General features: G+C 65.4%; 18 protein-coding genes and 2 tRNA genes. 10 read left to right on the top strand and 10 right to left on the bottom strand.

The features are described 5' to 3' along the window. Positions 1-74: 74 nt before the first annotated feature. Positions 75-149: transfer RNA gene (locus tag JNK84_RS12015), tRNA-Asn, on the bottom strand. 113 nt (positions 150-262) lie between these two features. Between JNK84_RS12015 and JNK84_RS12010 the strand changes: the two genes are divergently transcribed. After that, a complete protein-coding gene (locus tag JNK84_RS12010; protein WP_293424365.1) occupies positions 263-619 on the top strand; it encodes a hypothetical protein in 357 nt (118 codons plus the stop codon). Between the two features lie 27 nt (positions 620-646). Next, entirely contained in the window at positions 647-991 is a 345-nt protein-coding gene (locus JNK84_RS12005; RefSeq protein ID WP_293424363.1) for a transposase, read from the top strand. A gap of 60 nt (positions 992-1,051) precedes the next feature. Here the strand turns inward: JNK84_RS12005 and JNK84_RS12000 are convergent, their stop codons facing one another. The 7 genes from JNK84_RS12000 to JNK84_RS11970 form a co-directional block, all read right to left on the bottom strand. Continuing rightward, positions 1,052-2,572: a hypothetical protein gene (locus JNK84_RS12000; RefSeq protein WP_293424361.1), complete on the bottom strand. Its 1,521-nt coding sequence runs from the start codon at positions 2,570-2,572 to the stop codon at positions 1,052-1,054. Between the two features lie 533 nt (positions 2,573-3,105). After that, on the bottom strand, positions 3,106-3,747 hold the full coding sequence (locus JNK84_RS11995) for an SAM-dependent methyltransferase (RefSeq protein WP_293424359.1): 642 nt from the start codon (positions 3,745-3,747) through the stop codon (positions 3,106-3,108). Positions 3,748-3,763: 16 nt separating this feature from the next. Beyond that, positions 3,764-4,192: a GtrA family protein gene (locus JNK84_RS11990; RefSeq protein WP_293424357.1), complete on the bottom strand. Its 429-nt coding sequence runs from the start codon at positions 4,190-4,192 to the stop codon at positions 3,764-3,766. A 17-nt stretch (positions 4,193-4,209) separates the two neighbouring features. Then, positions 4,210-4,914, bottom strand: a complete 705-nt coding sequence (locus tag JNK84_RS11985) for a class I SAM-dependent methyltransferase (protein ID WP_293424355.1) — start codon at positions 4,912-4,914, stop codon at positions 4,210-4,212. 50 nt (positions 4,915-4,964) lie between these two features. Then, on the bottom strand, positions 4,965-5,888 hold the full coding sequence (locus JNK84_RS11980) for an NAD-dependent epimerase/dehydratase family protein (RefSeq protein WP_293424353.1): 924 nt from the start codon (positions 5,886-5,888) through the stop codon (positions 4,965-4,967). Next, positions 5,885-6,892 (bottom strand): glycosyltransferase family 2 protein, encoded by a 1,008-nt coding sequence (locus JNK84_RS11975; protein WP_293424351.1) that lies wholly within the window; start codon positions 6,890-6,892, stop codon positions 5,885-5,887. The genes JNK84_RS11980 and JNK84_RS11975 overlap by 4 nt, the downstream gene beginning before the upstream one ends. 827 nt (positions 6,893-7,719) lie before the next feature. Continuing rightward, positions 7,720-7,793, bottom strand: a tRNA-Cys gene (locus JNK84_RS11970). A 169-nt stretch (positions 7,794-7,962) separates the two neighbouring features. Here JNK84_RS11970 and JNK84_RS11965 point away from each other — a divergent pair. The 3 genes from JNK84_RS11965 (at position 7,963) to JNK84_RS11955 (ending at position 11,069) form a co-directional block, all read left to right on the top strand. Beyond that, positions 7,963-8,628: a protein-L-isoaspartate O-methyltransferase family protein gene (locus JNK84_RS11965; protein ID WP_293424349.1), complete on the top strand. Its 666-nt coding sequence runs from the start codon at positions 7,963-7,965 to the stop codon at positions 8,626-8,628. A gap of 284 nt (positions 8,629-8,912) precedes the next feature. Beyond that, positions 8,913-10,241: a TolC family outer membrane protein gene (locus tag JNK84_RS11960; protein ID WP_293424347.1), complete on the top strand. Its 1,329-nt coding sequence runs from the start codon at positions 8,913-8,915 to the stop codon at positions 10,239-10,241. 156 nt (positions 10,242-10,397) lie between these two features. Continuing rightward, entirely contained in the window at positions 10,398-11,069 is a 672-nt protein-coding gene (locus JNK84_RS11955) for a PopZ family protein (RefSeq protein ID WP_293424345.1), read from the top strand. Positions 11,070-11,073: 4 nt separating this feature from the next. Here the strand turns inward: JNK84_RS11955 and JNK84_RS11950 are convergent, their stop codons facing one another. Continuing rightward, the gene (locus JNK84_RS11950; protein WP_293424343.1) at positions 11,074-12,288 is read right to left on the bottom strand and encodes an MFS transporter; all 1,215 of its coding nucleotides are present in this window, start codon (positions 12,286-12,288) and stop codon (positions 11,074-11,076) included. A gap of 153 nt (positions 12,289-12,441) precedes the next feature. Here JNK84_RS11950 and JNK84_RS11945 point away from each other — a divergent pair, with 153 nt between their 5' ends. The 5 genes from JNK84_RS11945 to JNK84_RS11925 all read left to right on the top strand — a co-directional run bounded on the left by JNK84_RS11945 (position 12,442) and on the right by JNK84_RS11925 (position 19,834). Further along, on the top strand, positions 12,442-15,108 hold the full coding sequence (locus JNK84_RS11945) for a valine--tRNA ligase (RefSeq protein WP_293424341.1): 2,667 nt from the start codon (positions 12,442-12,444) through the stop codon (positions 15,106-15,108). Between the two features lie 339 nt (positions 15,109-15,447). Next, positions 15,448-17,175, top strand: coding sequence for a dihydroxy-acid dehydratase (gene ilvD / locus JNK84_RS11940; RefSeq protein WP_293424339.1), 1,728 nt, complete (start codon positions 15,448-15,450; stop codon positions 17,173-17,175). Then, complete coding sequence (locus JNK84_RS11935) at positions 17,162-17,977, top strand: tetratricopeptide repeat protein (protein ID WP_293424337.1); 816 nt, start codon at positions 17,162-17,164, stop codon at positions 17,975-17,977. Before ilvD ends, JNK84_RS11935 begins: the two co-directional genes overlap by 14 nt. A 13-nt stretch (positions 17,978-17,990) precedes the next feature. Beyond that, positions 17,991-19,367: a cytochrome P450 gene (locus JNK84_RS11930; protein ID WP_293424335.1), complete on the top strand. Its 1,377-nt coding sequence runs from the start codon at positions 17,991-17,993 to the stop codon at positions 19,365-19,367. 74 nt (positions 19,368-19,441) lie between these two features. After that, complete coding sequence (locus JNK84_RS11925; RefSeq protein ID WP_293424333.1) at positions 19,442-19,834, top strand: cupin domain-containing protein; 393 nt, start codon at positions 19,442-19,444, stop codon at positions 19,832-19,834. A gap of 6 nt (positions 19,835-19,840) precedes the next feature. Here the strand turns inward: JNK84_RS11925 and xth are convergent, their stop codons facing one another. After that, the gene (xth, locus tag JNK84_RS11920) at positions 19,841-20,623 is read right to left on the bottom strand and encodes an exodeoxyribonuclease III (protein ID WP_293424331.1); all 783 of its coding nucleotides are present in this window, start codon (positions 20,621-20,623) and stop codon (positions 19,841-19,843) included. Positions 20,624-20,776: the final 153 nt, after the last annotated feature.

The raw sequence follows: 20,776 nt of genomic DNA, 5'->3' as shown, positions 1-20,776 counted from the left end.
GCACCGCTCGTTCCGGTTCATCCCCGGAAACGAAAAAGGCGGAGAGACATTGCGTCTCTCCGCCTTCTCGAAACTGGCTCCCCGGGCCGGATTCGAACCAGCGACCAACCGGTTAACAGCCGGTTGCTCTACCACTGAGCTACCGAGGATCATCGCTCGCTGCGAGTGAGCGGCGCGAATAACACAGGTCTTCGACGGTTGCCAAGAGCGAAAGCGGTCAAGCGTGAAAGATGCGCCGACGGCCTGTGAACAGACACTATCCATGAACCGCCAGAATGGCCGAACGATGGCCGCTGTGGACAGGACGCCCGGGCCGGGCTTTATCGCGAGGATGGAACCGGAAACCGGCCTTGCGCCGCCGCAGCGGCTGCGGATGTTTGGGCGCGACTGGCCGGTGCCGGCGACGCGCCCGCGCCGGCGTGTGCTCGGCTGGGGCTTCATCGTCGGCGGGCTGTTCAGCTTTCTGCCGGTGCTGGGGCCCTGGATGTTCCCGGTCGGCTTTCTGATTCTGTCCGTGGACAGTCCGTTCGTGCGCCGTACGCGTCGGCGCCTCGCCATCCGTATCGGCCGGCGCTGGCCGCGGCTCAACGCCAGGCTGAAGCCGGGGCAGGGCGGCTAGCGCGCCGGGCGCGACCGCACCTCGACCATGAAAGGGATACAGGCCGGGAGCCGCGAGGGCTGGCTCTACTACACCGATAAGTGGCAGGCCTATGCAACCTTGCGCCCGCGTGGCGACCATGTCGTCATCCGCGAGGAGAAGTGGTGCCCGGTCGGACGCGACCACATCAACGGCATCGAGGGCTTCTGGTCATATTCCAAGAACTGGCTTTATCCCTACCGAGGCACGCAAAAGTGCTTCTTCCAGTTCTACCTCGATGAAACCTGCTACCGCTTCAACCAGCGCCGCGAGGGCCTCAAATCCTTGATCACAAAGCTCTTGAAGGCCATAGACGGACACAGAATCGATAGCACTCCGGTTCGGCTCCGCTAGGCATTGCCAAAAATCAGGCCCCGTCCAGCCGCGGAGAGGAAGCGGCCCCTCGAGTCCCGGTCAACGATTCTGCATGGGAGGGCCGACAAAGGTTCCCTCGCCGGGCAATCGGCGCTCAACCAAAACCGGCGCATCGGCACCCCAAGCCCATGGCAAGGTTCGGTTGACGGGCATGCGCGCGATCACCTCGTAGCCGTGGGACCGATGATGTCCGATCTCGATCAGCGGATCATTATACCAACTGGCGAGCGCGCCGATCCCCTTCAAGGCGCCGACCCGCCCATATAGGTGCCAACCATTGAGCACCCAACCGGCATTGATCTGATCGCGAGGGTAGCCGAGCGAGAGCGCATGGTTGAGCGCCGCCAGGCGCGCGCGCTGATCGGCCAAGCTGTCGCGCGTCCCGGCTATTGCAAAGGCGGCAAAGCCCGCGAAGAGAACGACCGACGACAAGGCGGCGAGCCGAGCGCCCCGGTGGCCGGCGGGGGTGCCGAGTTGCCGCGTGTTGCTGCCCGAAACCAGCATCACGACGATCATGCAGGGGACGATGGGCAGGAGGTACCGATCGAACCGGTTTGGCATGACCAAAAGGGGGGCGAATAGAACTGCGCCGGTGGCAAGCGCGGCCACCACCGCAGCCGTTGCTTCGGTCGGCAGGCTCCCGGTGAGCAGTTGCCGTATCCGGGTGCCAAGAACGACAACGGCCATAGCGCCGCCGCCGGACGCCAGCGCTGTGACAATGCCCCGGAGCCAGCCAGGCGCTTCGGGCATTCCGTAGAGGCCGAGGGCAATCCCCGAAGACGACAGCACGCCGTGGTCCCAAATGGGCATGGGACGGTGAACCAGGATGACAATGAGTGTGACGATACCCGCCGCTCCGAATGTTGCGGCGTGAATGATCAGTCTGTTCGATCGGTGCTGCGCGATGAGGTCCCGGTAGGCCAGAATCACGACGGGAAGCATGAACAAGCCGCCATACATGTACAGATAGGCGACGCCGATGCTGGCGTGTTTCATGATGTCGGAGATCGGTCCGGCCAGCCGATCCGCAATCTCGATGGAGTTGACGCCGAACTGAAGCGGCAGCGCTCCTTTCGCGGCAAGCCAGGCCTCGAACCCCTGCTGAAACGCAACGAATGCTACCACCGGGATTATGGCGGTCGCGATGGAACGCCAATGGACACCGTCCCTCCACAAGTTGGCGATTCCGATCCCGGCAGGGATCGCAACCCCGACCTGGCGGATCGACAGGGCGAACAGGGCCAGGAGCCAACCGGTCGCCGCTGCTGCGAAGCCGCCTCGAGCGGAGGCGTAACCTAGAACCCACATGGCCGCGGTCTGGGCGGCGACGTAAGGCACGTCGGTCATGAATGTAATGGAGAGAACGAAATACAATGGATTGAAGATGAGGCACAGAGAACCGGCGAATGCGCGGCCAGGTTGAACACCAGCGTTGCGAAGCCAGAAATATAATGCCGCCCCACCCAAGAATCCCGCAACCAAGCCCGATATTTGCAGGGCTTCGAACCCCGAGCCGAAAAGCCTGGAGAACAGCGCCCCCCAGAAGATGTGGCCGACCATCGTCGCGGACGTCCAGCTATGTAGTATGAGGCGCCCGTTCAATAATTCGTCGACGGACCAGCGGTACACCCAGTCATCAACAAGAGGAAATTCGCCCCGGGGGCCAATGGCCAGAGCTGCGGCAACCCACATGACCGCCAGGCAAACCAAGTTGAACGCATCCTGACGAGTGGACCCGTTTATTTGGCGCCAAGAGCAGTATGGTATCCTGCTGAAGGAAATAGCCCTGCCCACCAAATCTCCGAGGCGGCCCGCAATTGCATTGATCACAAACAGAATGCCATGAAATACGTTAAGTCATGACCTGGTGATGTCGCTGCAGCCATGAGAACGATGGTACCATTTGCCAACATCGCCCAAGGTGGGCACGCCGAATTTCGCCGTTACTATAAGCCGCATTGGCGAGGTCGCCAACATTACCGGCGGCCAGCTCACACCAAACTCGTGCGCATCGCGGATTCCCCCAAGTGGTGGCCCCGGCGATCATCGCGACATGCTCGCCGGGGCCTTGCCAATGCCGGTGGCGGCGAGGGTCAGGCGACCGGAACATCGCGCAAGCGCCCCGCGCCGCCAGCCGTGCGGGAGATGCCAACGGCGAATGTATAGGGTACCCGCGAATAGGTCTCGCGCACGTGCACCGCGACGTCGCCGAAGGAGCGCTGGAGCACGCGGCGGTAGCCGGCTTCGTCCCGGACGAAGCGGCCGCGATCATTGTCCAGCATCCACCTGTTGAACCAGTGCTGGTTGGGAACGTAGCAGCCGTCGAGCGTAAACAGCAGGCCGCCAGGCCGAAGGCTTGCTCGTATGGCATCAAGCAGAGGGCGAAGCTCCTCGTCCGTGACGTGATGCAGCACGCCGTTCATCAGGGCGACATCGACCGGCTGGACGAGGTCGACGGTTCTGGCGTCAAAGTGCCGGCAGAAGAATGTTCCGCGTCCCGCGAAGGATCTCTGGGCGTGCCGGATATATCGGTCGTCGACATCGAAACCGAAGTAATGGATGCCTTTGGGAAGGTGGTCGAGGATATTGCCGGGGCCGCAGCCGATATCGAGAATGCGCATTCCGGGCTCAAGCGTCAGGAATTCAGCCATGGCCTTGACGCGAGCGCCAAAGAAGCCGCCGATTTCCTGGAACTTCTGGTAGACGACCGGCGAGCTGAGCGCGTTCTTGAGCATTCCAGTTCCATCAGGCTCAGGTTGCGGTGTCGGCCGTTCCGCGCCGGCGGCCGAAGACCCAGAGGTTCATGGCGATGAAACTGGTCACTGGAATGACGACGATCGTCGCCACGAGCCCAACCTGATAGTGCAGCCGCAATCCATCGATCGTCAGGGCCATCGTGGCCGCGGCCAGCAGGCTGTTGGCGATGTGCAGGAGGACATAGCGCGGCAGATCGCTCGCAAGGTTCGTTTCGGATCGAAATGAGAAGCGACGATTGCCAATGAAGTTGACCGGTATCGCCGCGACATAGCCAATGATGCCCGCCATGGTCGGTCCGCACAGATCAAGATGGACGAGCGTGCCCGCCACCGCGACGTAGATCGCGCCACTGAGCACGCCGACCACGCCAAAGCGCACGGCCTTCCCGGCTATGCCGTCACCAGTCAGTGTCAGGCGCGCCAAGGGGCCGTCGCCTCCGATCATGCCGTACCGCGCACGTAATATTGCGCGCCGAATGGCAGGCGGGCGAACAGTCGATCGACCGCTCGCAGAAACTGTCCAGCCGCCGGAACGGAAAGGATGGCGCGGCTCGCGACGTCATCGAATCCGGCGGCCTCCATGAGTTGCTCGGTCTCCTTGGCGCGCAGGAGGACCGCGTCGGCATCGAAGGGGCAATTGTTGACCGCCCGCATCGTCAGTGGGTTGCCGGGATTGTGCTCGAAGATCAATGCGAGGCCATTGGGACGAAGAATCCGCCGCATCTCGCGCACGAATCCATGCCAGTCCGCGACGGGAACGTGGTGGAGGACGCAGATGGCGAAAGCGACGTCGAACGAGGCGTCAGGATGGGGGAGGCGATCGCCTTCGTAAGTCTGGTAGGACTGAAAGGGGTTACAGCGCCGAGCGGTCTCGATGCAGGCGGAGGATATGTCAACTCCCGACAGGGACTGGAATGTCGGCGCGAGGTGCTGATGGTAATTGCCGACGCCGCAGCCGATATCGAGGGCATCGACCAGCTGCCTGCCAAAATGCCCACGCACGATATCGACGATGTAGTCCGCCTTAACCCGCGTGAAAAAATCGGTCTTCAGGCCCGTGAACGCGATCGCGTCGTCGACCGTATCGGAATAATTGTTCCGATATGAATCGAATATCTCTGCTGTGTCGTGCTTTTTAGAGTTCATAAGGGGACTTTTTGGGGTGCCAAGCGCTTTGCATGCGCTCATTCTGCCGCTCAGCAATATAAATGGCGCTGGGCCATCTGCCTAATGCCGGTGGCAAGATCAGTCGCGACGAAGCCGGGGGCAAGGGCAGCTGGACGGAATGACATGTGCTCAGCATTGCTCGGCCGCGGGTCGATGCGCAGGAGCAATCGTGTTCCAAGAGCGGCTTCCACCAGATGGACAATGGCCTGAAGGGCGGTCGCCCGGCCACTGGCCAAAAGGAAGGTGCCGGGGTTCGGCGCATGGCCGACGAGACGGCCTGCGACGAAGGAGCCGATATCGCCAGCCTGAATATAATCGCGCAGCGTCGTCTGGTCGCCAAACAGATGCGAAACTTTTTTGTTAAGGGCGTTGGCGATCAGAACATTGATCAAGCTGAGCCGTGCCGTGCCGTCGGATAGGCCGTATGTCGATGACGGACGGTAGATGAAGGATGCAATCTCGGGGCGCATTGCCTTGACCAGTGTCTCCTGACGTACCTTCGCGATGCCATAATGCCGGCGCGGCGAGGGTTCGGTCGTAGCATCCACCAGACGGCAGCCTTCAAAGAGGCCGCCCGCCGAACTCATAAGATGGAAACCGTGCCGAGCCTTGGGCGCAATGTCGACGAGACGGTCGGCGAGGGCGAGGATATCGAGGAAGGGCTCTTCCTCGGCAGCGAGTTCATCTTGCCTGGCTCCGAACCCGGCTCTTCCGGCGGACCAGACAATGTCGATGCGTGCCGGCGGGTGATCCCGCGAACCGATCGCCGTCAGGACAGCGGCCAGCTGGTCGCGCCGAAGTGCCGTATCGGTCCAGCTGATCGGCAAGCTCACTTCGTCGAAGGCGCAATGCCTTCTCGTTGCGGCCAGGATGGCCTGCCCGATCAGGCCGAGCCCGAGAATGGCGAGTACCTGCCTTTCCCCGCCGGCCATGTGCCTTCGCAGCAAGATCACGGGGTCTTCCGATGAAAATGGGCGGCTATGGCACTGTCGCTGGACCTGTCCGCGACGAAGTAGAGCGGCTTGCCGTGCGCGACCAGAACGAGTGAAGATAGGTATTCAAGCGCGATGCCGATCATGAAGGTGATGAAGCCGCCAAAGAAGAGCCCCATGAGCGCAAGTGAGGTCCAGCCTCGGGCGAGAATTGATTCAGGCACGAGAAAGTGCTGCAATACCAGACCGATACTGGCAAGAATGCTCAACCCGACGACGGCGAGACCGAACAGGCCGCAAACGCGCAGCACCTTGACCTGACTTGAAATCAGCATGCGCCTAGCATGCGAGAGGAGCCGCGACAGCTTGTAGCCCGACTGGCCCTTGCTGATGTAACGCTCGTCCTTCAGCGTCATTGGCACGGTTGCCACCCGGGTCGTGAACCACGACAGGGCCACATCGAAATAGGTGTCGTGGCCACAGACGCTCGACACCGCGCGGGCAAGTGGTCCTCGGATCAACCGGAAGCTCGAGAAGTAGCGGACATTCGAATTGCCGCTCAGGCGAACCATAAGCTGTTTGAACGCGCGCGAGGCCCAATCGCGCGAGAGCGCCTCGTGAACGTCGCTGTCGGGCGTTCCATAGATAATGTCGGCGCTCTCGCTGACCGCCTTGCGGAGCATCGTTTCGATGGCGGCAGGCGGATGCTGGAGGTCCTCGTCCATCGTGACGACCCAATCGCCCGACGTGTGCTGGATGCCGGCGATCGTTGCTGCGTGCTGGCCGAAGTTCCGCATCAAGTGCAACGGCACGACCCAGGGATATGCCTTTGCAAGAGCATCGAGGGTCTCGGCAGATCGATCGATCGCCTCGTCGTCAACGAGGACCGCCTCGCCCAGGCGCATCGGCGCACCCTCGCTCTCCCACGAGGCGCGGACGGCTGCCAGCGCTTCAACCAGCCTCGGGAGATAGTCCTGTCCCGCGTAGACTGGTACGACGACCGAGATCAGAACGGGTTTGTCCAAGGCAGGCTGTCCGAGCGGTAGAATGTGCTGGATGAGCCGTGCTGTGTACCAGCAGTGACCCCGTGGTGCAATTTACGGCCGGTGCGATCGGGAAGCTGCATGGAACAACGTGCGATCGCGCGAAGAAAATCCGATCGACGCCCCGAGCCGGCTCCAGCAGATGAAGCGGTTGTGCAGTGTCTTACGCGGGCCATGGCAATTCAGCGCGCCCCTCCACTGTGGTGCGACACGTTCATTGCTTGAGATGATCAGGGTCGGAGCCTTGAGCTGCCCGGATTTTGCTGCAGGCCAGTTGTGGTAATCGACGCGGTCATCGCCTGCTCTGCCAGCGCGGCGTAGTGGAGTTCCTCTGCCTCTGCGGGTCGTATGTTGCCAATGGGCTCGAGGAGACGGCGGTTGTTGAACCAGTCTCCCAGTCTCTATGTGACCGTTGAGAACAGGATTTTCCGCTTCTGTCTTGTGATTCAGGCCCGGCGGCGGCTCTTTGAGAGCATGCGCGTGGAGCCGATCGACCGCAACAATGCAGCCCTTCTGATGTGGGGCGCCCTCCGGCACGGCTCTAGCCGAAGCATATCATGAGGCCGCACGATCGGCGCGCCGAGGCGCCGGAACAGGCCATCCAACGCCTGGAAGCGTTGAGGTCGCTCTTCGCCTGACTTGGCCGGGCATGGGAGTTGCCGCACGATCCGATTGCCCATGTCGCCAAGTTCCGAACAGCCAGGACGGGACACCGCGCCTGGATCGAAGGTGGGGTCGCTCAGTTCCTGGCCAAACCCGAACCGGGGACGCAAGCGCGGCTGGCTTTCGCTCTTGATCGTCGAGAGAGTTGGAGGCCTCGCCCGGAATCGAACCGGGGTGCAAGGATTTGCAGTCCTCTGCGTAACCACTCCGCCACGAGGCCGTCCGGGTCATCGCCGGGAATACCGGCGCGGAGTGGGCTCGCTCTAGCACGTGGGTCGGGGTCCCGCAACAATCCCCGAGCGCCACCCGGCTTGCGCGGGTAGGGCCAGCGCCGGTAAAGACTGGGCCTCGAGCCGGGCCGCGTCCGGCGGCGATCCGAGGACGGTGTGATGATGGATTTCGAGCGCGCCCGACGCACCATGGTCGACACGCAGATTCGCGTGAACGACGTCACCGATTCCCGCATCGTCGAGGCGCTGATGGCGGTCCCGCGCGAGGCCTTCGTGCCGGAGAATCGCCGCGCGCTCGCCTATCTCGACGACGATCTCGCCGTCACCGAAGCCGCGTACGGCCAGCCGGCGCGCTACATTATCGAGCCGATGGTCCTCGCGCGGATGATTCAGGAAGCTGATCTCGATTCGGCTGCCCATGTCCTCGATGTCGGGCCGGCCACCGGTTACTCGAGCGCGGTTCTCGCGCGCATCGCGGGTCAGGTGACGGCGCTCGAGGCGGATGCAGCGCTTGCGGCAGCGGCCAAGACCTTGCTGTCCGGCCTTGCCAATGCCGTCGTCGTCGAGGGGGCGCTCGAGGCCGGGCATGCGGCGGGCGGCGCCTATGACGCGATTCTGCTGCAGGGTTCGGTCGAGGAAGTGCCCGACGCGCTGCTCGCCCAGCTCAAGCCGGGCGGGCGCCTGGTCGCGGTGGTCGGGCAGGGCCGCGCGGCGAAATGCCTCGTCCACACTCGTATCGGCGACGAGATCAGCGCCCGTCCGGCCTTCGACGCGGCCATTCCGCCGCTGCCCGGATTCGCCAAGCCGAGGGGATTCGTGTTCTGATCGGCGTAGCCGGGAGACCCTACAGGAGTGTTGCCGACATGCCCCAGTGGGGCAGGGAAAGTGCGGCCTAGGCCATGTTTAGGGTTTCTCGGAATGGAGTTTGCCTTTAACCAGCAGTTAAGGGCGGATGTTTAACCACATATGAACGTCTCGACTTTGGCGGAACCGTCGGGAATGGCCCAAATGCAGGTGTTGCTATGGTTCGAGCCTCTATGCGCAGCGTAGGCTCCCGTCTTGTTTCCGCCGCCCTCACGGGCTTCGCATGCTTGGCTTTGCCGGGGGCTGTGCACGCGCAGTCCATCGAGCAGACGCTGATTCAGGCCTATCGCAACAATCCCGATCTCAACGCGGCCCGCGCGGGCGTGCGCGTGGCCAATGAGGGCGTGCCTGCCGCGCTCTCCGGCTACCGCCCGTCGGTCAACGCCACCGTCACGGCGGCCGGGCAGTACACCGAATCGGCCTCGGGCTCGATCCTCGGCGCGCCGGGCGCGGACCGCACGCTGCGCACCATGCCCCGTTCGGCGAGCATCACGGCGACGCAGCCGCTGTTCGACGGCAACCGAACCACCAATACGGTGCGGCAGGCCGACCAGAACGTGCTGGTTGCGCGCGAGACGCTGCGCAACACCGAGCAGACTGTCCTCCTGGCTTCCGCCACCTCGCATATGAACGTGCTGCGCGAGCAGGCGGTTCTCGATCTGCGCCGCCGCAACGTCGAGGTGCTGCGCGAGCAGCTGCGCGCGACCCGCGATCGCTTCAATGTCGGTGAGGTCACCCGCACCGACGTCGCGCTGGCCGAATCGGCGCTTCAGGCTGCCGTCGCCGCTGCGACCGGCGCCGAATCGGATCTCGCCAATTCGCGTTCAGTCTATATCCAGCAGGTCGGTATCGCGCCGGGGCGCCTGACGCCGGCGCGAACGATCGAGCGTCTCCTGCCGCGCAATCTCGATGGCGCTGTCATCACCGGGCAGTCCGAACATCCCGCCATCCGCGGCGCGCGCCACGGCGCCGACGCGCAGATGCTGCAGGTCCGCATCGCCGAATCGGCGCTCTATCCGACGCTCGGCCTCTCCGCGACTGTCACCCGTTCGGCGGAGCAGACCGGCCCGGCGACGCAGTCCTTCTCGGCGGCCGTTGGCGCCACCCTGACCATTCCGATCTTCGCCAATGGCGGCCGCGACTATGCGACCATCCGTCAGGCCAAGGAAGCCTACGGGCAGCGGCGCATCCAGATCGAGACGGCGGCGGCGAGCGTCCGTCAGGCGGTCATGCAGTCCTGGGCCGCGCTCGAAGCCTCGCGCGCCCAGATCCAGGCCGCCGAGGTGCAGGTCCGCGCGCAGGAAATCGCGGTCAACGGCATCCGCGAGGAATACAAGGTCGGTCAGCGCACGATCATCGACGTGCTGAATGCGACCCAGACCCTGACCGAGGCGCGCGTGGCGCTGGTCCGCGCGCAGCGCGACCGCGTGGTGCTGTCCTATTCGGTGCTCGCTGCCATGGGCCGCCTCAGCGGCTCGCGTCTGGCGCTCCGCACCGATATCTACGACCCCACTGTCCACTACGATCAGGTCCGCGATCTCTGGATCGGCGTCCGCACGCCCGACGGGCGCTGATCCGCCCGTCCACTTCGCTGTGGATCGCCCCAGGGGCCGTTAGCCATCGCATCATTGCGAGTGCATAGTCGGCCTTGTTGATTCGGTGGCGATTCGTGCTCTGCGCAGACCGCAAATGGGCCGCACCGATGCGTGCAACTCGTGGGGTGGGCTGGGATGTCGCAGACGGCCAAGGCCAATGAACCGTCGATGGAGGAAATCCTCGCGTCGATCCGACGGATCATCGCCGACGATGAGCCGCCGAAAGCCGCGCCCGCGGCCAAGGCAGCCGAGCCGGTGCTGATGCCCGTGGCCGATGAGGCGCCGAAGTCGCAGGACGATATCGACGCCCTGCTTGCCGGCTTCGACGACGAGCCCGAGCCGCCGCCCCCTCCGGCTCCGCCGCCGGTGGTCAGGGCCGCTCCGCCGCCACCTCCACCGCCGCCGGCCCCCGCGCCGCGGGAACCCGAGATTTTCGAGCTGTCGCGCGCCGATGCCGTCCCCGAGCGCGTCGGAATGATCCGCCCCATCGCCCAGCGGGCCGATGTCGAGTTCATGGATCAGCCGTCACCGCCGCCCGCGCCGCCGCCGGCCCCGGTACCGGCTCCGGCTGCTGTTGCGCCGGCCTCGGCGCTCATCTCGGCGGAGACGCATGCCGCTGTCGGCGCCGCCTTCGGCTCGCTCGCCAACACCATGCTCTCGGGCAACGGTCGCACGATCGACGACCTCGTCAAGGACATGCTGCGCCCGATGCTGAAGAACTGGCTGGACGACAACCTTCCGCAGCTGGTCGAACGCCTGGTGCGCGCCGAGATCGAGCGCGTCTCCCGGGGCGGTTCGGGCCGCTGAGCCGTCAGAGATCGAACCGCGTCACCACGCGGGCGCGGAACCACAGCACGATCAGGGGCAGCAGCACGGCCGTCGTCGCGAAGAGCGGCGACGCGCCGAACCGGTCGTAGGCGAGGCTGGTGATGAACACGCCGATCGTCTGTCCCGCGAAGAAGGCGAAGGCGAAGATGGCGATGGATGCACCCCTTGCCTGCGGATTGATCTGCGTCGCCATGATCTGCAGCGAGTTGTGAAACAGCGCGAATCCCGCGCCGCAGACGACGATGGCCAGCGCCACGAGCCAGAGCGCCGGGGTTGCCGCGAAAGCGATGAAACCGGCGGCGAACAGCGTCGCCGATACCAGCATGAGTCCGGACTGGCTGATGCGTGAAAGCAGGTAGGGCGCGAGCGTCGAATAGGTCACGGCGCCGACCGCGCTGAGTGCGGTCAACGCGCCGATGGCGGTGTAGCTGATGCCGTACGCCTCGCGCAGATGCGCGCCGAGGAAGGTGAAGGCGCCGAAATAGACGGCCGCTTCGATGGCGACGGTGGCGAGCACGAGCCGGCCGGTGACACTGTTGCGGACCGCCGCGATCTGGCGGAACGAACCCATCAGCCCGCCTTCGGGCGGCGGCGAGCGGGCCGACAGCACTGGGTTGGTCTGCATCTGCAACGTCAGGACCGCTCCGCCGAACAGCAGGAACCCGCCCACCATCAGGAACACGGCGTGCCAGCCGAAGATGTCGGCGAGTACCCCGCCAATGGCCTGGCCCGAGACGGTGCCCGTGCTCATGAAGATCATGTAGCGGGCGAGCACGGCATGGCGCTGCGGCATCGGAATGGTGTCGCCAATGAAGGCGAGGCAGTTCGGAATGATGGCGGCGCCGGTGAGCCCCGCGAGGAAGCGCAGCAGGGCGAGCTGTTCAAGGCTGGCCGCGAAGGCCGAGGCGGTGGTGAACAATCCGCAGAGCAGGGCGCCGAGGGCGATCACCCGCACCTTGCCGAAACGGTCGCCGAGCGGGCCGGTGATCAGTTGGAAGCCGCCATAGGCGACGGCATAGGTCGTCACGACGATGGCGGCCCCGCCGGGGGTCGTGTTGAAGGCCAGTGCGAGCTTGGGCAGAAGCGGGTCGCAGAACCGAAGCGCCGCCGAGGATGCGAAGGAGGCCGCGCCCAGCACGAACAGCGCGCGCCACGGCACCGGCTCCAGCGGGGCGGTCTCGATGCTGCCTGTGGCCATGCACCGACCCTATGCGCCCCTCTCTTGCGCTGCGGCAAGTCGCGGGGGCGCATGGCAGAAATGTTGACTTCCCGCGCCCGGCACGGCTTTGGTGCGCACCCTATATGAGTGCCTTGCCCTGACAGGCGCCCCCTGCGCGAAACCCGGACCGTCATGCTCGAGAAGACCTACTCGCCCAAGGACATCGAAGCCCGCATGGCCGAGACCTGGGATAAGGCCGAAGCCTTCAAGGCTGGCCGCCCCGACCGCGCGGGCGCGGAAACCTATTGCATCGTCATCCCGCCGCCGAACGTCACGGGGTCGCTGCATATGGGCCACGCGCTCAACAACACGCTGCAGGACGTGCTCTGCCGCTATGAGCGCATGCGCGGCAAGGACGTGCTCTGGCAGCCGGGCACCGACCATGCCGGCATCGCGACGCAACTCGTCGTCTCCCGTCAGCTCGCCGACAAGCAGATCCAGATGCGCGATCTCGGCCGCGAGAAGTTCCTGGAAAAGGTCTGGGAGTGGAAGGCCGAGAGTGGCGGCACCATCGTCAACCAGCTGAAGCGCCTCGGCGCGTCCTGCGACTGGTCGCGCGAGCGCTTCACCATGGACGAGGGCCTGTCGAAGGCCGTCATCAAGGTCTTCGTGGAACTGCACAAGGGCGGCCTGATCTACCGCGACAAGCGCCTCGTGAACTGGGATCCGGAGTTCCAGTCGGCCATTTCCGACCTCGAGGTCGACAGCCTCGAGGTCAAGGGCAACCTCTGGCATTTCCGATATCCGCTGAAGGACAATCCCGGCGAGTATATCGTCGTCGCGACCACGCGCCCCGAGACGATGCTGGGCGACACGGCGGTCGCCGTTCATCCCGAGGACGAGCGCTACCGGCACCTGATCGGCAAGACCGTGGTCCTGCCGCTGGTCGGCCGCGAGATTTTGATCGTCGGCGACACCTATTCCGACCCGGAAAAGGGCTCCGGCGCGGTGAAGATCACGCCGGCCCACGACTTCAACGATTTCGAGGTCGGCAAGCGCCACAATCTCGAACTGATCAACATCTTCGACGCTTCGGCGGTCGTGAACGAGAATGCGCCGGAGGCCTATCGCGGCCTCGGCCGCTTCGACGCGCGCAAGAAGGTCGTCGCGGATCTCGAGGAACTCGGCCTCGTCGAGAAGATCGAGCCGCACACCCATATGGTGCCGCACGCCCAGCGCGGCGGCGCGGTGGTCGAGCCCTGGCTGACCGAGCAGTGGTATGTCGATGCCGCGACGCTCGCCAAGCCCGCCCTCGAAGCCGTGCGCAAGGGTGAGACGCGCTTCGTCCCGGAGCGCTTCGCCGGCGACTATTTCCGCTGGCTGGAGAACATTCAGCCCTGGTGCATCTCGCGCCAGCTCTGGTGGGGTCATCAGATTCCCGCATGGTACGCCGAGGACGGCGAAATTTTCGTCGCGGCTGATGAGGCTGGCGCGCAAATGCTCGCCGACAAGCATTTCGGCAGGGCGGGGGTTCGGCTCACCCGCGATCCCGACGTGCTCGACACCTGGTTTTCGTCGGGGCTCTGGCCCTTCTCGACGCTGGGATGGCCGGACGAGACAGCGGAGCTGAAGCGCTTCTACCCGACCTCCACGCTCGTCACCGGCTTCGACATCATCTTCTTCTGGGTCGCCCGCATGATGATGCTGGGCCTGCACTTCATGAAGGAGAAGCCGTTCTCCGACGTGGTCATCCACGGCCTCGTCCGCGACGACAAGGGCCGCAAGATGTCGAAGACGCTCGGCAACGTCGTCGATCCGCTTGGCCTGATCGACGAGTTCGGCGCCGACGCGCTGCGCTTCGCGCTGGTCGCGCAGGCGAGCCAGGGATCGGACGTGAAGTTCGCGCGCTCGCGCGTCGAGGGCTACCGCAACTTCGCGACCAAGCTCTGGAACGCCGCCCGTTTCACCGAGGTCAACGAATGCCGCCGCGTCGCGGGATTCGACCCGGCCAGGGTCGAGACGACGCTGGCGAAATGGATCGTCGGCGAGACCGCGAAGGCCGTCGCGGAGACCGAGGCCGCGATCCAGTCCTATAAGTACAACGAGGCGGCCGGCGCGGCCTACCGCTTCGTCTGGAACATCTTCTGCGACTGGTTCCTGGAACTCGCCAAGCCGGTCTTCAACGGCGCGGATGAGACGGCCAAGGCCGAGGTGCGCGCCGCTACCGCCTGGACGCTCGACCAGATCCTCGCGCTGCTGCACCCGTTCATGCCCTTCATCACGGAGGAGCTGTGGACGGTGACGGGCGAGGAGGGGCCGGCGCGCACGGGCGTGCTGGCGCTGAGCCGCTGGCCTGAGCTCAAGGGGCTCGAAAGCGCCGAGGCGGAAGCCGAGATCGGCTGGCTGGTCGATACCATCTCCGCCATCCGCTCGGTGCGCGCCGAAATGAACGTCGCGCCGGGCGCGCAGGTGCCGCTGGTTCTGGCCGGCGTCTCGGCACAGACGGCTGAGCGCGCGGCGCGTCATCACGACCTGCTCGCCCGCCTCGCGCGCCTGTCGGAGGTCACGCCGGCCGACGCCGCGCCGAAGGGCTCGGTGCAGATCGTCGTGCGCGGCGAGACGCTGGCCCTGCCGCTCGCCGGCATCGTCGATGTCTCGGCCGAGCGCGTGCGCCTGACCAAGGCGCTGAAGGAAGCCGAGGGCGATATCGCGCGCTGCGACGGCAAGCTGGGCAACGCCAACTTCATGGCACGCGCGGCGGAGGACGTCATCGACGAGCAGCGCGAGAAGCGCGCCGAGGCGGCCGAGCGCAAGGCGCGGATCGAGACCGCCATCGGACGGCTCGCCGATCTCGGCTGATTGGCCTTCGCGCCGTCGTGAAATGACTCTGGGCCGCCCGGCTGTCTGCCGGGCGGTCTTAGCTGCGGCGCAGCATCACGTTCTATTTCGTGTCATTTCCGCAACAGATTGGAACTGCTCGCATCCGCGGAAGTTGTTCACCATTTTCCGCCGCAATCCCGCCACAGGCCAAAGCGCAGAAATTCCGCGACAAATTTGGTTCGAACGGTCGCTAACTGGCGTCGTTCCGCATGTGTGGTCCAGCGAGTAGATGCCTTTTCAAGTTCTCCCCGCGATGTCAGGACACCGCTCAACGCTTCCGGCGATGGAAGTGATGACCGCATTGTCATGGGGAGCGAAATGACCAGCCCGAAGTTCGACAAGAGCAAGCTGCCGAGCCGCTATGTCACCGAGGGGCCGGCCCGCGCGCCGCACCGCTCCTATCTCTATGCGATGGGTCTCTCGACCAAGCAGATTCACCAGCCCTTCGTCGGCGTGGCGACCTGCTGGAACGAGGCCGCGCCCTGCAACATCGCGCTGATGCGTCAGGCGCAGGCGGTGAAGAAGGGCGTCGAGTCCGCTCAAGGGACCCCCCGCGAGTTCTGCACCATTACTGTCACCGACGGCATCGCCATGGGCCATGCCGGCATGAAGTCCTCGCTGCCGTCGCGCGAGATCATCGCCGACTCGGTCGAACTCTCCATGCGCGGCCATGCCTATGACGCGCTGGTCGGCCTTGCCGGCTGCGACAAGTCGCTGCCTGGCATGATGATGTCGATGATCCGGCTCAACGTGCCGTCGATCTTCATCTATGGCGGGTCGATCCTGCCCGGCACGTTCCGTGGCAAGCAGGTCACCGTGCAGGACCTGTTCGAGGCGGTCGGCAAGCATTCCGTCGGCGAGATGTCCTCCGAGGACCTCGACGAGCTGGAGCGCGTCGGCGCGCCCTCCGCCGGCGCCTGCGGCGCGCAGTTCACCGCCAACACCATGGCGACCGTCTCCGAGGCCATCGGCCTTGCGCTGCCCTATTCGGCCGGCGCGCCGGCTCCCTACGACATCCGCGACGCCTTCTGCTATGCGGCGGGCGAGAAGGTGATGGAGCTGATCGCGAGCGGCATCCGCCCGCGCGACATCGTCACCCGCAAGGCGCTGGAAAACGCCGCGACCGTGGTCGCCGCCTCGGGTGGCTCGACCAACGCGGCGCTGCATCTGCCGGCCATGGCGCATGAAGCCGGGATCAAGTTCGACCTGTTCGACGTCGCCGAGATCTTCAAGCGCACGCCCTACATCGCGGACCTCAAGCCGGGCGGCAAATATGTCGCCAAGGACATGTTCGAGGCCGGCGGCATCCCGCTGCTCATGAAGGCGCTGCTGGACGGCGGTTTCATGCATGGCGACTGCATGACGGTCACCGGCCGCACCATGGCCGAGAACCTCGAGAAGGTGCGCTGGAACCCCGATCAGGATGTCGTCTATCCGACGTCGAAACCGATCACCAAGACCGGCGGCGTCGTCGGCCTCAAGGGCAACCTCGCCCCCAATGGCGCGATCGTGAAGGTCGCGGGCATGAAGAAGCTGAAGTTCAAGGGGCCGGCCCGCTGCTTCGACCGCGAGGAAGAGTGCTTCAAGGCGGTCACCGAGCGCACCATCAAGGAGGGCGAGGTTCTCGTCATCCGCTACGAAGGGCCGAAGGGTGGCCCCGGCATGCGCGAGATGCTGGCGACCACGGCCGCGCTCTACGGGCAGGGCATGGGCGACAAGGTGGCGCTGATCACCGACGGCCGCTTCTCCGGCGCGACGCGCGGCTTCTGCATCGGCCATGTCGGCCCCGAGGCTCAGGTCGGTGGCCCGATCGCTCATGTCCGCGATGGCGACATAATCGAGATCGACGCCGTCAAGGGAACGCTCAAAGTTCGCCTTACGGCCGCCGAATTGCGGGCGCGTAAGAAGGAATGGCAAGGCCCGAAGGACACCGAATACGGTTCGGGCGCCATCTGGAAATACGCGCAGCAGGTCGGTCCTGCGGTTGACGGCGCTGTGACCCATCCGGGCGGCGCCGGGGAAAAGCACGTCTATGCGGATATCTGAGGTTTCGACAGTCCGTGCCGTGGTCGTGGCGCTGGTGGTGGCGGCAAGCCCCATCGGCGTCGGATCGGCCTTCGCCTTCGACGGGCAGCCGGCGGGCGATGCCCGCTCGGCGCTCGACGCGTTTCGCGCCGGTGCGCGGGCTTTGCGCGACGGCCGGGCTGAGGAAGCTGTTTCCGCCCTTCAGTATGCGGCGAGCGGCGGCCATGCCGCCTCCGCCTGGCGGCTCGGCCGCATGTACATGGAAGGCGAGGGCGTCGCGCGCAGCGACCTCAAGGCCTTCGAGACCTTCCGCCGGATCACCATGGACCGGCGCGATGAGGGGCCGAATTCGCCGGACGCGCGATTCATCTCCTCGGCCTTCGTCCAGATGGGCAATTATCTCGTCGAGGGCATCCCGAATTCCTACGTGCGCCCCGATCCGCAGCGCGCCTTCGAACTCTATTTCTACGCCGCCTCGACCTTCGGCGACGCTGACGGCCAGTTCCGCCTCGGCCGCATGTTCCTGGAGGGCAAGGGTACGCCGCGCGACCCGCGCCAGGCAGCCCGCTGGCTGCAGCTCGCCGCAGCGAAAAGCCACCACCAGGCGCAGGCCGTGCTGGGCCATATGCTGTTCGCCGGCCGCGACGTGCCGCGCGCGGCTCCGCGCGGGCTGATGTTCCTGACGCTGGCCAAGGAAGCCGCGACGGATAACGAGACCTGGATCTCGGAAATGTACGACGAGGCCATGCGCTCGGCCTCCGATGACGAGCGTGGCGTCGCGCTGCGTCTCGTCGAGAACTGGCTGAAGACCATCCGCCGCTAAGGGGCCAAGGCCCATGACCCTGGTCGAGACGCAGCGTTTCGTTCCGCCGGGGCTGGATCATCCGGCCGAACCGCTCAAGGCGCTGCGCTTCCTGCGCACCCTGGTCCGCAATCCGCTCGAAACCTGGCCCGAGGCGCTGTTCCACGAGCGCTCCCAATGGCTCGGCTTTGCCGGCCGGCCACTGCTCTTCGTCATGGACCCGGCCATGGTCGAGGAGGTGCTGGTCAGCAAGGCGGAGGTTTTCCCCAAGGCCCCCATCGTCCAGCGCGCCATCGGGGCAGCCGTCGGCAACAAGTCGATCTTCACGGCCGAAGGCGCCGACTGGCGCTGGCAGCGCCGCGCGTCCTCGCCGCCGTTTCGCCACGGCACGATTCTCGGCTTCGTCCCGGCCATGGCGCAGGCCGCCGAGGCAGCTGCCGAGCGGCTGCGCGACGCGCCCGCGGGGCAGGCGGTCGATGTCTCGGAAGCCATGATGGCGACGACCTTCGACGTGATCGTCGAAACCATGCTGTCCGGGCGCGGCTCCTTCGATACCGAGCGGTTCGGAGCGCAGATTTCCCACTATTTCGAGACGGTCGGCTGGATCGCCGCCATCACCGTGCTGCGGCTGCCGACCTGGATGCCCTATCCTGGCAAGCGCCGGGCGCGCGCTGGCAACCGGTTCCTGAAGGCGGAGATGACGCGGGTCATCGCCGAGCGGCGCGCAAATCCGGGCACGACGCCGGACCTTCTCGACTTCCTGATCGCCGCCGCCGACCCCGAGACCGGCCGGGCGATGACCGACCTGGAACTCGCCGACAATCTCCTGACCTTCGTCGTCGCCGGCCACGAGACGACCGCGCTGGCGCTGACCTGGGCGCTCTGGCTGACGGCCAATGCGCCTGATGTGGAAAGCCGGGTGCTGGATGAGATCGCTTCGGTCGCGGGAGATGCGGCCATCGACGCCGGCCAGGTCGACAAGCTCGTCTACACAAAACAGGTCATTCAGGAGGCCATGCGCCTCTTTCCACCCGCGCCGCTCATCCCGCGTATCGCATCCGAGGACGTGACGGTGGGCGGCGAAAAGGTCGCCGCACGCACGCCGGTCTACGTGCCGGTCTATGCGATCCATCGACACCGACTGATCTGGGACGATCCCGAGAGCTTCGACCCCGATCGTTTCTCGCCGGAAAGGTCGAAGGGCCGCCATCGCGGGGCCTATCTGCCCTTCGGGGCAGGCCCGCGCATCTGCATCGGGGCGTCTTTCGCGCAGGTCGAGGCGGTGGTGATCTTCGCGACGCTGATGCGCGCCCTGCGCTTCATGCCTGTGCCCGGCCATCGGCCGAAGCCGAATACGCGCCTGACGCTCAGGCCGGACGGCGGCATGCCGATGATGGTGGCGCGCCGCTGATCGCTTGCCTCGTTCGCCTTCGATGAGGCAGGCTGGGACTGAAGGGGCCGGGCGAGCACCGAAGGAGGAGCGGCATGGAGGTCATCGCGACGGAGGCCGGCGCATTTTCGGCCGCGCACGCACGGGACGCGGAGTTCAAGGGGCAGGGACTCCGCAATTTCTTCGTCTACCGCGACCTCGGCATCAGCAAGGCGACGGGCGGCCGTGTTGGCGCCCACGTCATCCGCGCGGTGCCGGGCGCCCATGCCGAGGGCGGTCGCCACACCCACACGCTGCAGTTCCAGATGGTCTATGTGCTGAAGGGCTGGGTGCGCTTCTGGTACGAGGGAGTCGGCGAGGTGCTTCTGGAGCCGGGCAGCTGCGTGCACCAGCCGCCGGGCATCGTCCACAAGGAACTCGGCCACTCCGACGATCTCGAACTCATCGAGATCACGCTTCCCGCCGAATTCCCGACACAGGACGCCTGAAGCGCCTCAGATCCTGATCTCGCACCAGACCGGCACGTGGTCGCTCGGCTTCTCGAAGCCGCGCACGTGCTTGTCGATGCCGGCCGTCACCAGCCGGTCGGCGGCGTGGGGCGAGAGCATCAGGTGGTCGATGCGGATGCCGTTGTTCCGCTGCCACGCGCCGGCCTGATAGTCCCAGAACGAGTAGAGGCCATCAGAATCGTCGCAGGCCCGCGTCGCCTCGGTGAAGCCGAGCGCGACGAGTTCGCGCCATCTGCCGCGCGATTCCGGCTGGAACAGAGCGTCATTGACCCAGTCTGCGGGGTTCCTGGCGTCGCGCGGCGTCGGAATGACATTGTAGTCGCCGCACAGCAGGAAGGGCTCCTCGAGGGCCAGCCGGTCCTTCGCATGGCGGATCAGCCGGTCCATCCACGCGAGCTTGTAGGTGAATTTCTCGGTGCCGATCGGGTTGCCGTTCGGCAGGTAGAGCGCGCCGATCCTGACAGCGCCCGACGGCGTCGAGACGACGGCCTCCAGATAGCGGGACTGCTCGTCGGAATCGTCGCCCGGCAGGCGCGGCGTCACATCCTCCAGCGGCAGCTTCGAGAGAATGGCGACGCCGTTATAGGTCTTCTGGCCGTGGGTCGCGACATTGTAGCCGGCGGCTTCGAATGCCTCGCGCGGGAACGCCTCGTCGACGCATTTCAGCTCCTGGAGGCAGACGATGTCCGGATTGCGCTCCTTCAGCCAGGCGAGCGTGTTCTCCACCCGGATCTTGATCGAATTGACGTTCCACGTGGCGATGATCATGGCCTGCCCGCGATTCCAACGAAAGGCACTCTAGCCCTCGATGGCTCGTCTCTGCCACAAGGCGGCACGCGATGCGTCAGCAGGGAGAGAATCGATGTGGATCGAGGGCGAGGCGGCCCTGAAGGCCCTCTATGGCGAGCGGGCGAAGCCTCG

This window comes from Phreatobacter sp. (assembly GCF_016793595.1).
Taxonomy (GTDB): Bacteria; Pseudomonadota; Alphaproteobacteria; order Rhizobiales; family Phreatobacteraceae; genus Phreatobacter.
Note: the sequence above shows the minus strand (reverse complement) of the source record. Positions and strands in the feature narration are given on the sequence as shown.

What these genes read in the sequence shown, in the direction of transcription:
- JNK84_RS12010 (WP_293424365.1), top strand. Translation starts at nt 263, where the DNA reads ATGAACCGCCAGAATGGCCGAACGATGGCCGCTGTGGACAGGACGCCC.
- JNK84_RS12005 (WP_293424363.1), top strand. Translation starts at nt 647, where the DNA reads ATGAAAGGGATACAGGCCGGGAGCCGCGAGGGCTGGCTCTACTACACC.
- JNK84_RS12000 (WP_293424361.1), bottom strand. Translation starts at nt 2,572, where the DNA reads ATGGTCGGCCACATCTTCTGGGGGGCGCTGTTCTCCAGGCTTTTCGGC.
- JNK84_RS11995 (WP_293424359.1), bottom strand. Translation starts at nt 3,747, where the DNA reads ATGCTCAAGAACGCGCTCAGCTCGCCGGTCGTCTACCAGAAGTTCCAG.
- JNK84_RS11985 (WP_293424355.1), bottom strand. Translation starts at nt 4,914, where the DNA reads ATGAACTCTAAAAAGCACGACACAGCAGAGATATTCGATTCATATCGG.
- JNK84_RS11965 (WP_293424349.1), top strand. Translation starts at nt 7,963, where the DNA reads ATGATGGATTTCGAGCGCGCCCGACGCACCATGGTCGACACGCAGATT.
- JNK84_RS11955 (WP_293424345.1), top strand. Translation starts at nt 10,398, where the DNA reads ATGTCGCAGACGGCCAAGGCCAATGAACCGTCGATGGAGGAAATCCTC.
- JNK84_RS11950 (WP_293424343.1), bottom strand. Translation starts at nt 12,288, where the DNA reads ATGGCCACAGGCAGCATCGAGACCGCCCCGCTGGAGCCGGTGCCGTGG.
- JNK84_RS11945 (WP_293424341.1), top strand. Translation starts at nt 12,442, where the DNA reads ATGCTCGAGAAGACCTACTCGCCCAAGGACATCGAAGCCCGCATGGCC.
- ilvD (WP_293424339.1), top strand. Translation starts at nt 15,448, where the DNA reads ATGACCAGCCCGAAGTTCGACAAGAGCAAGCTGCCGAGCCGCTATGTC.
- JNK84_RS11935 (WP_293424337.1), top strand. Translation starts at nt 17,162, where the DNA reads ATGCGGATATCTGAGGTTTCGACAGTCCGTGCCGTGGTCGTGGCGCTG.
- JNK84_RS11930 (WP_293424335.1), top strand. Translation starts at nt 17,991, where the DNA reads ATGACCCTGGTCGAGACGCAGCGTTTCGTTCCGCCGGGGCTGGATCAT.
- JNK84_RS11925 (WP_293424333.1), top strand. Translation starts at nt 19,442, where the DNA reads ATGGAGGTCATCGCGACGGAGGCCGGCGCATTTTCGGCCGCGCACGCA.
- xth (WP_293424331.1), bottom strand. Translation starts at nt 20,623, where the DNA reads ATGATCATCGCCACGTGGAACGTCAATTCGATCAAGATCCGGGTGGAG.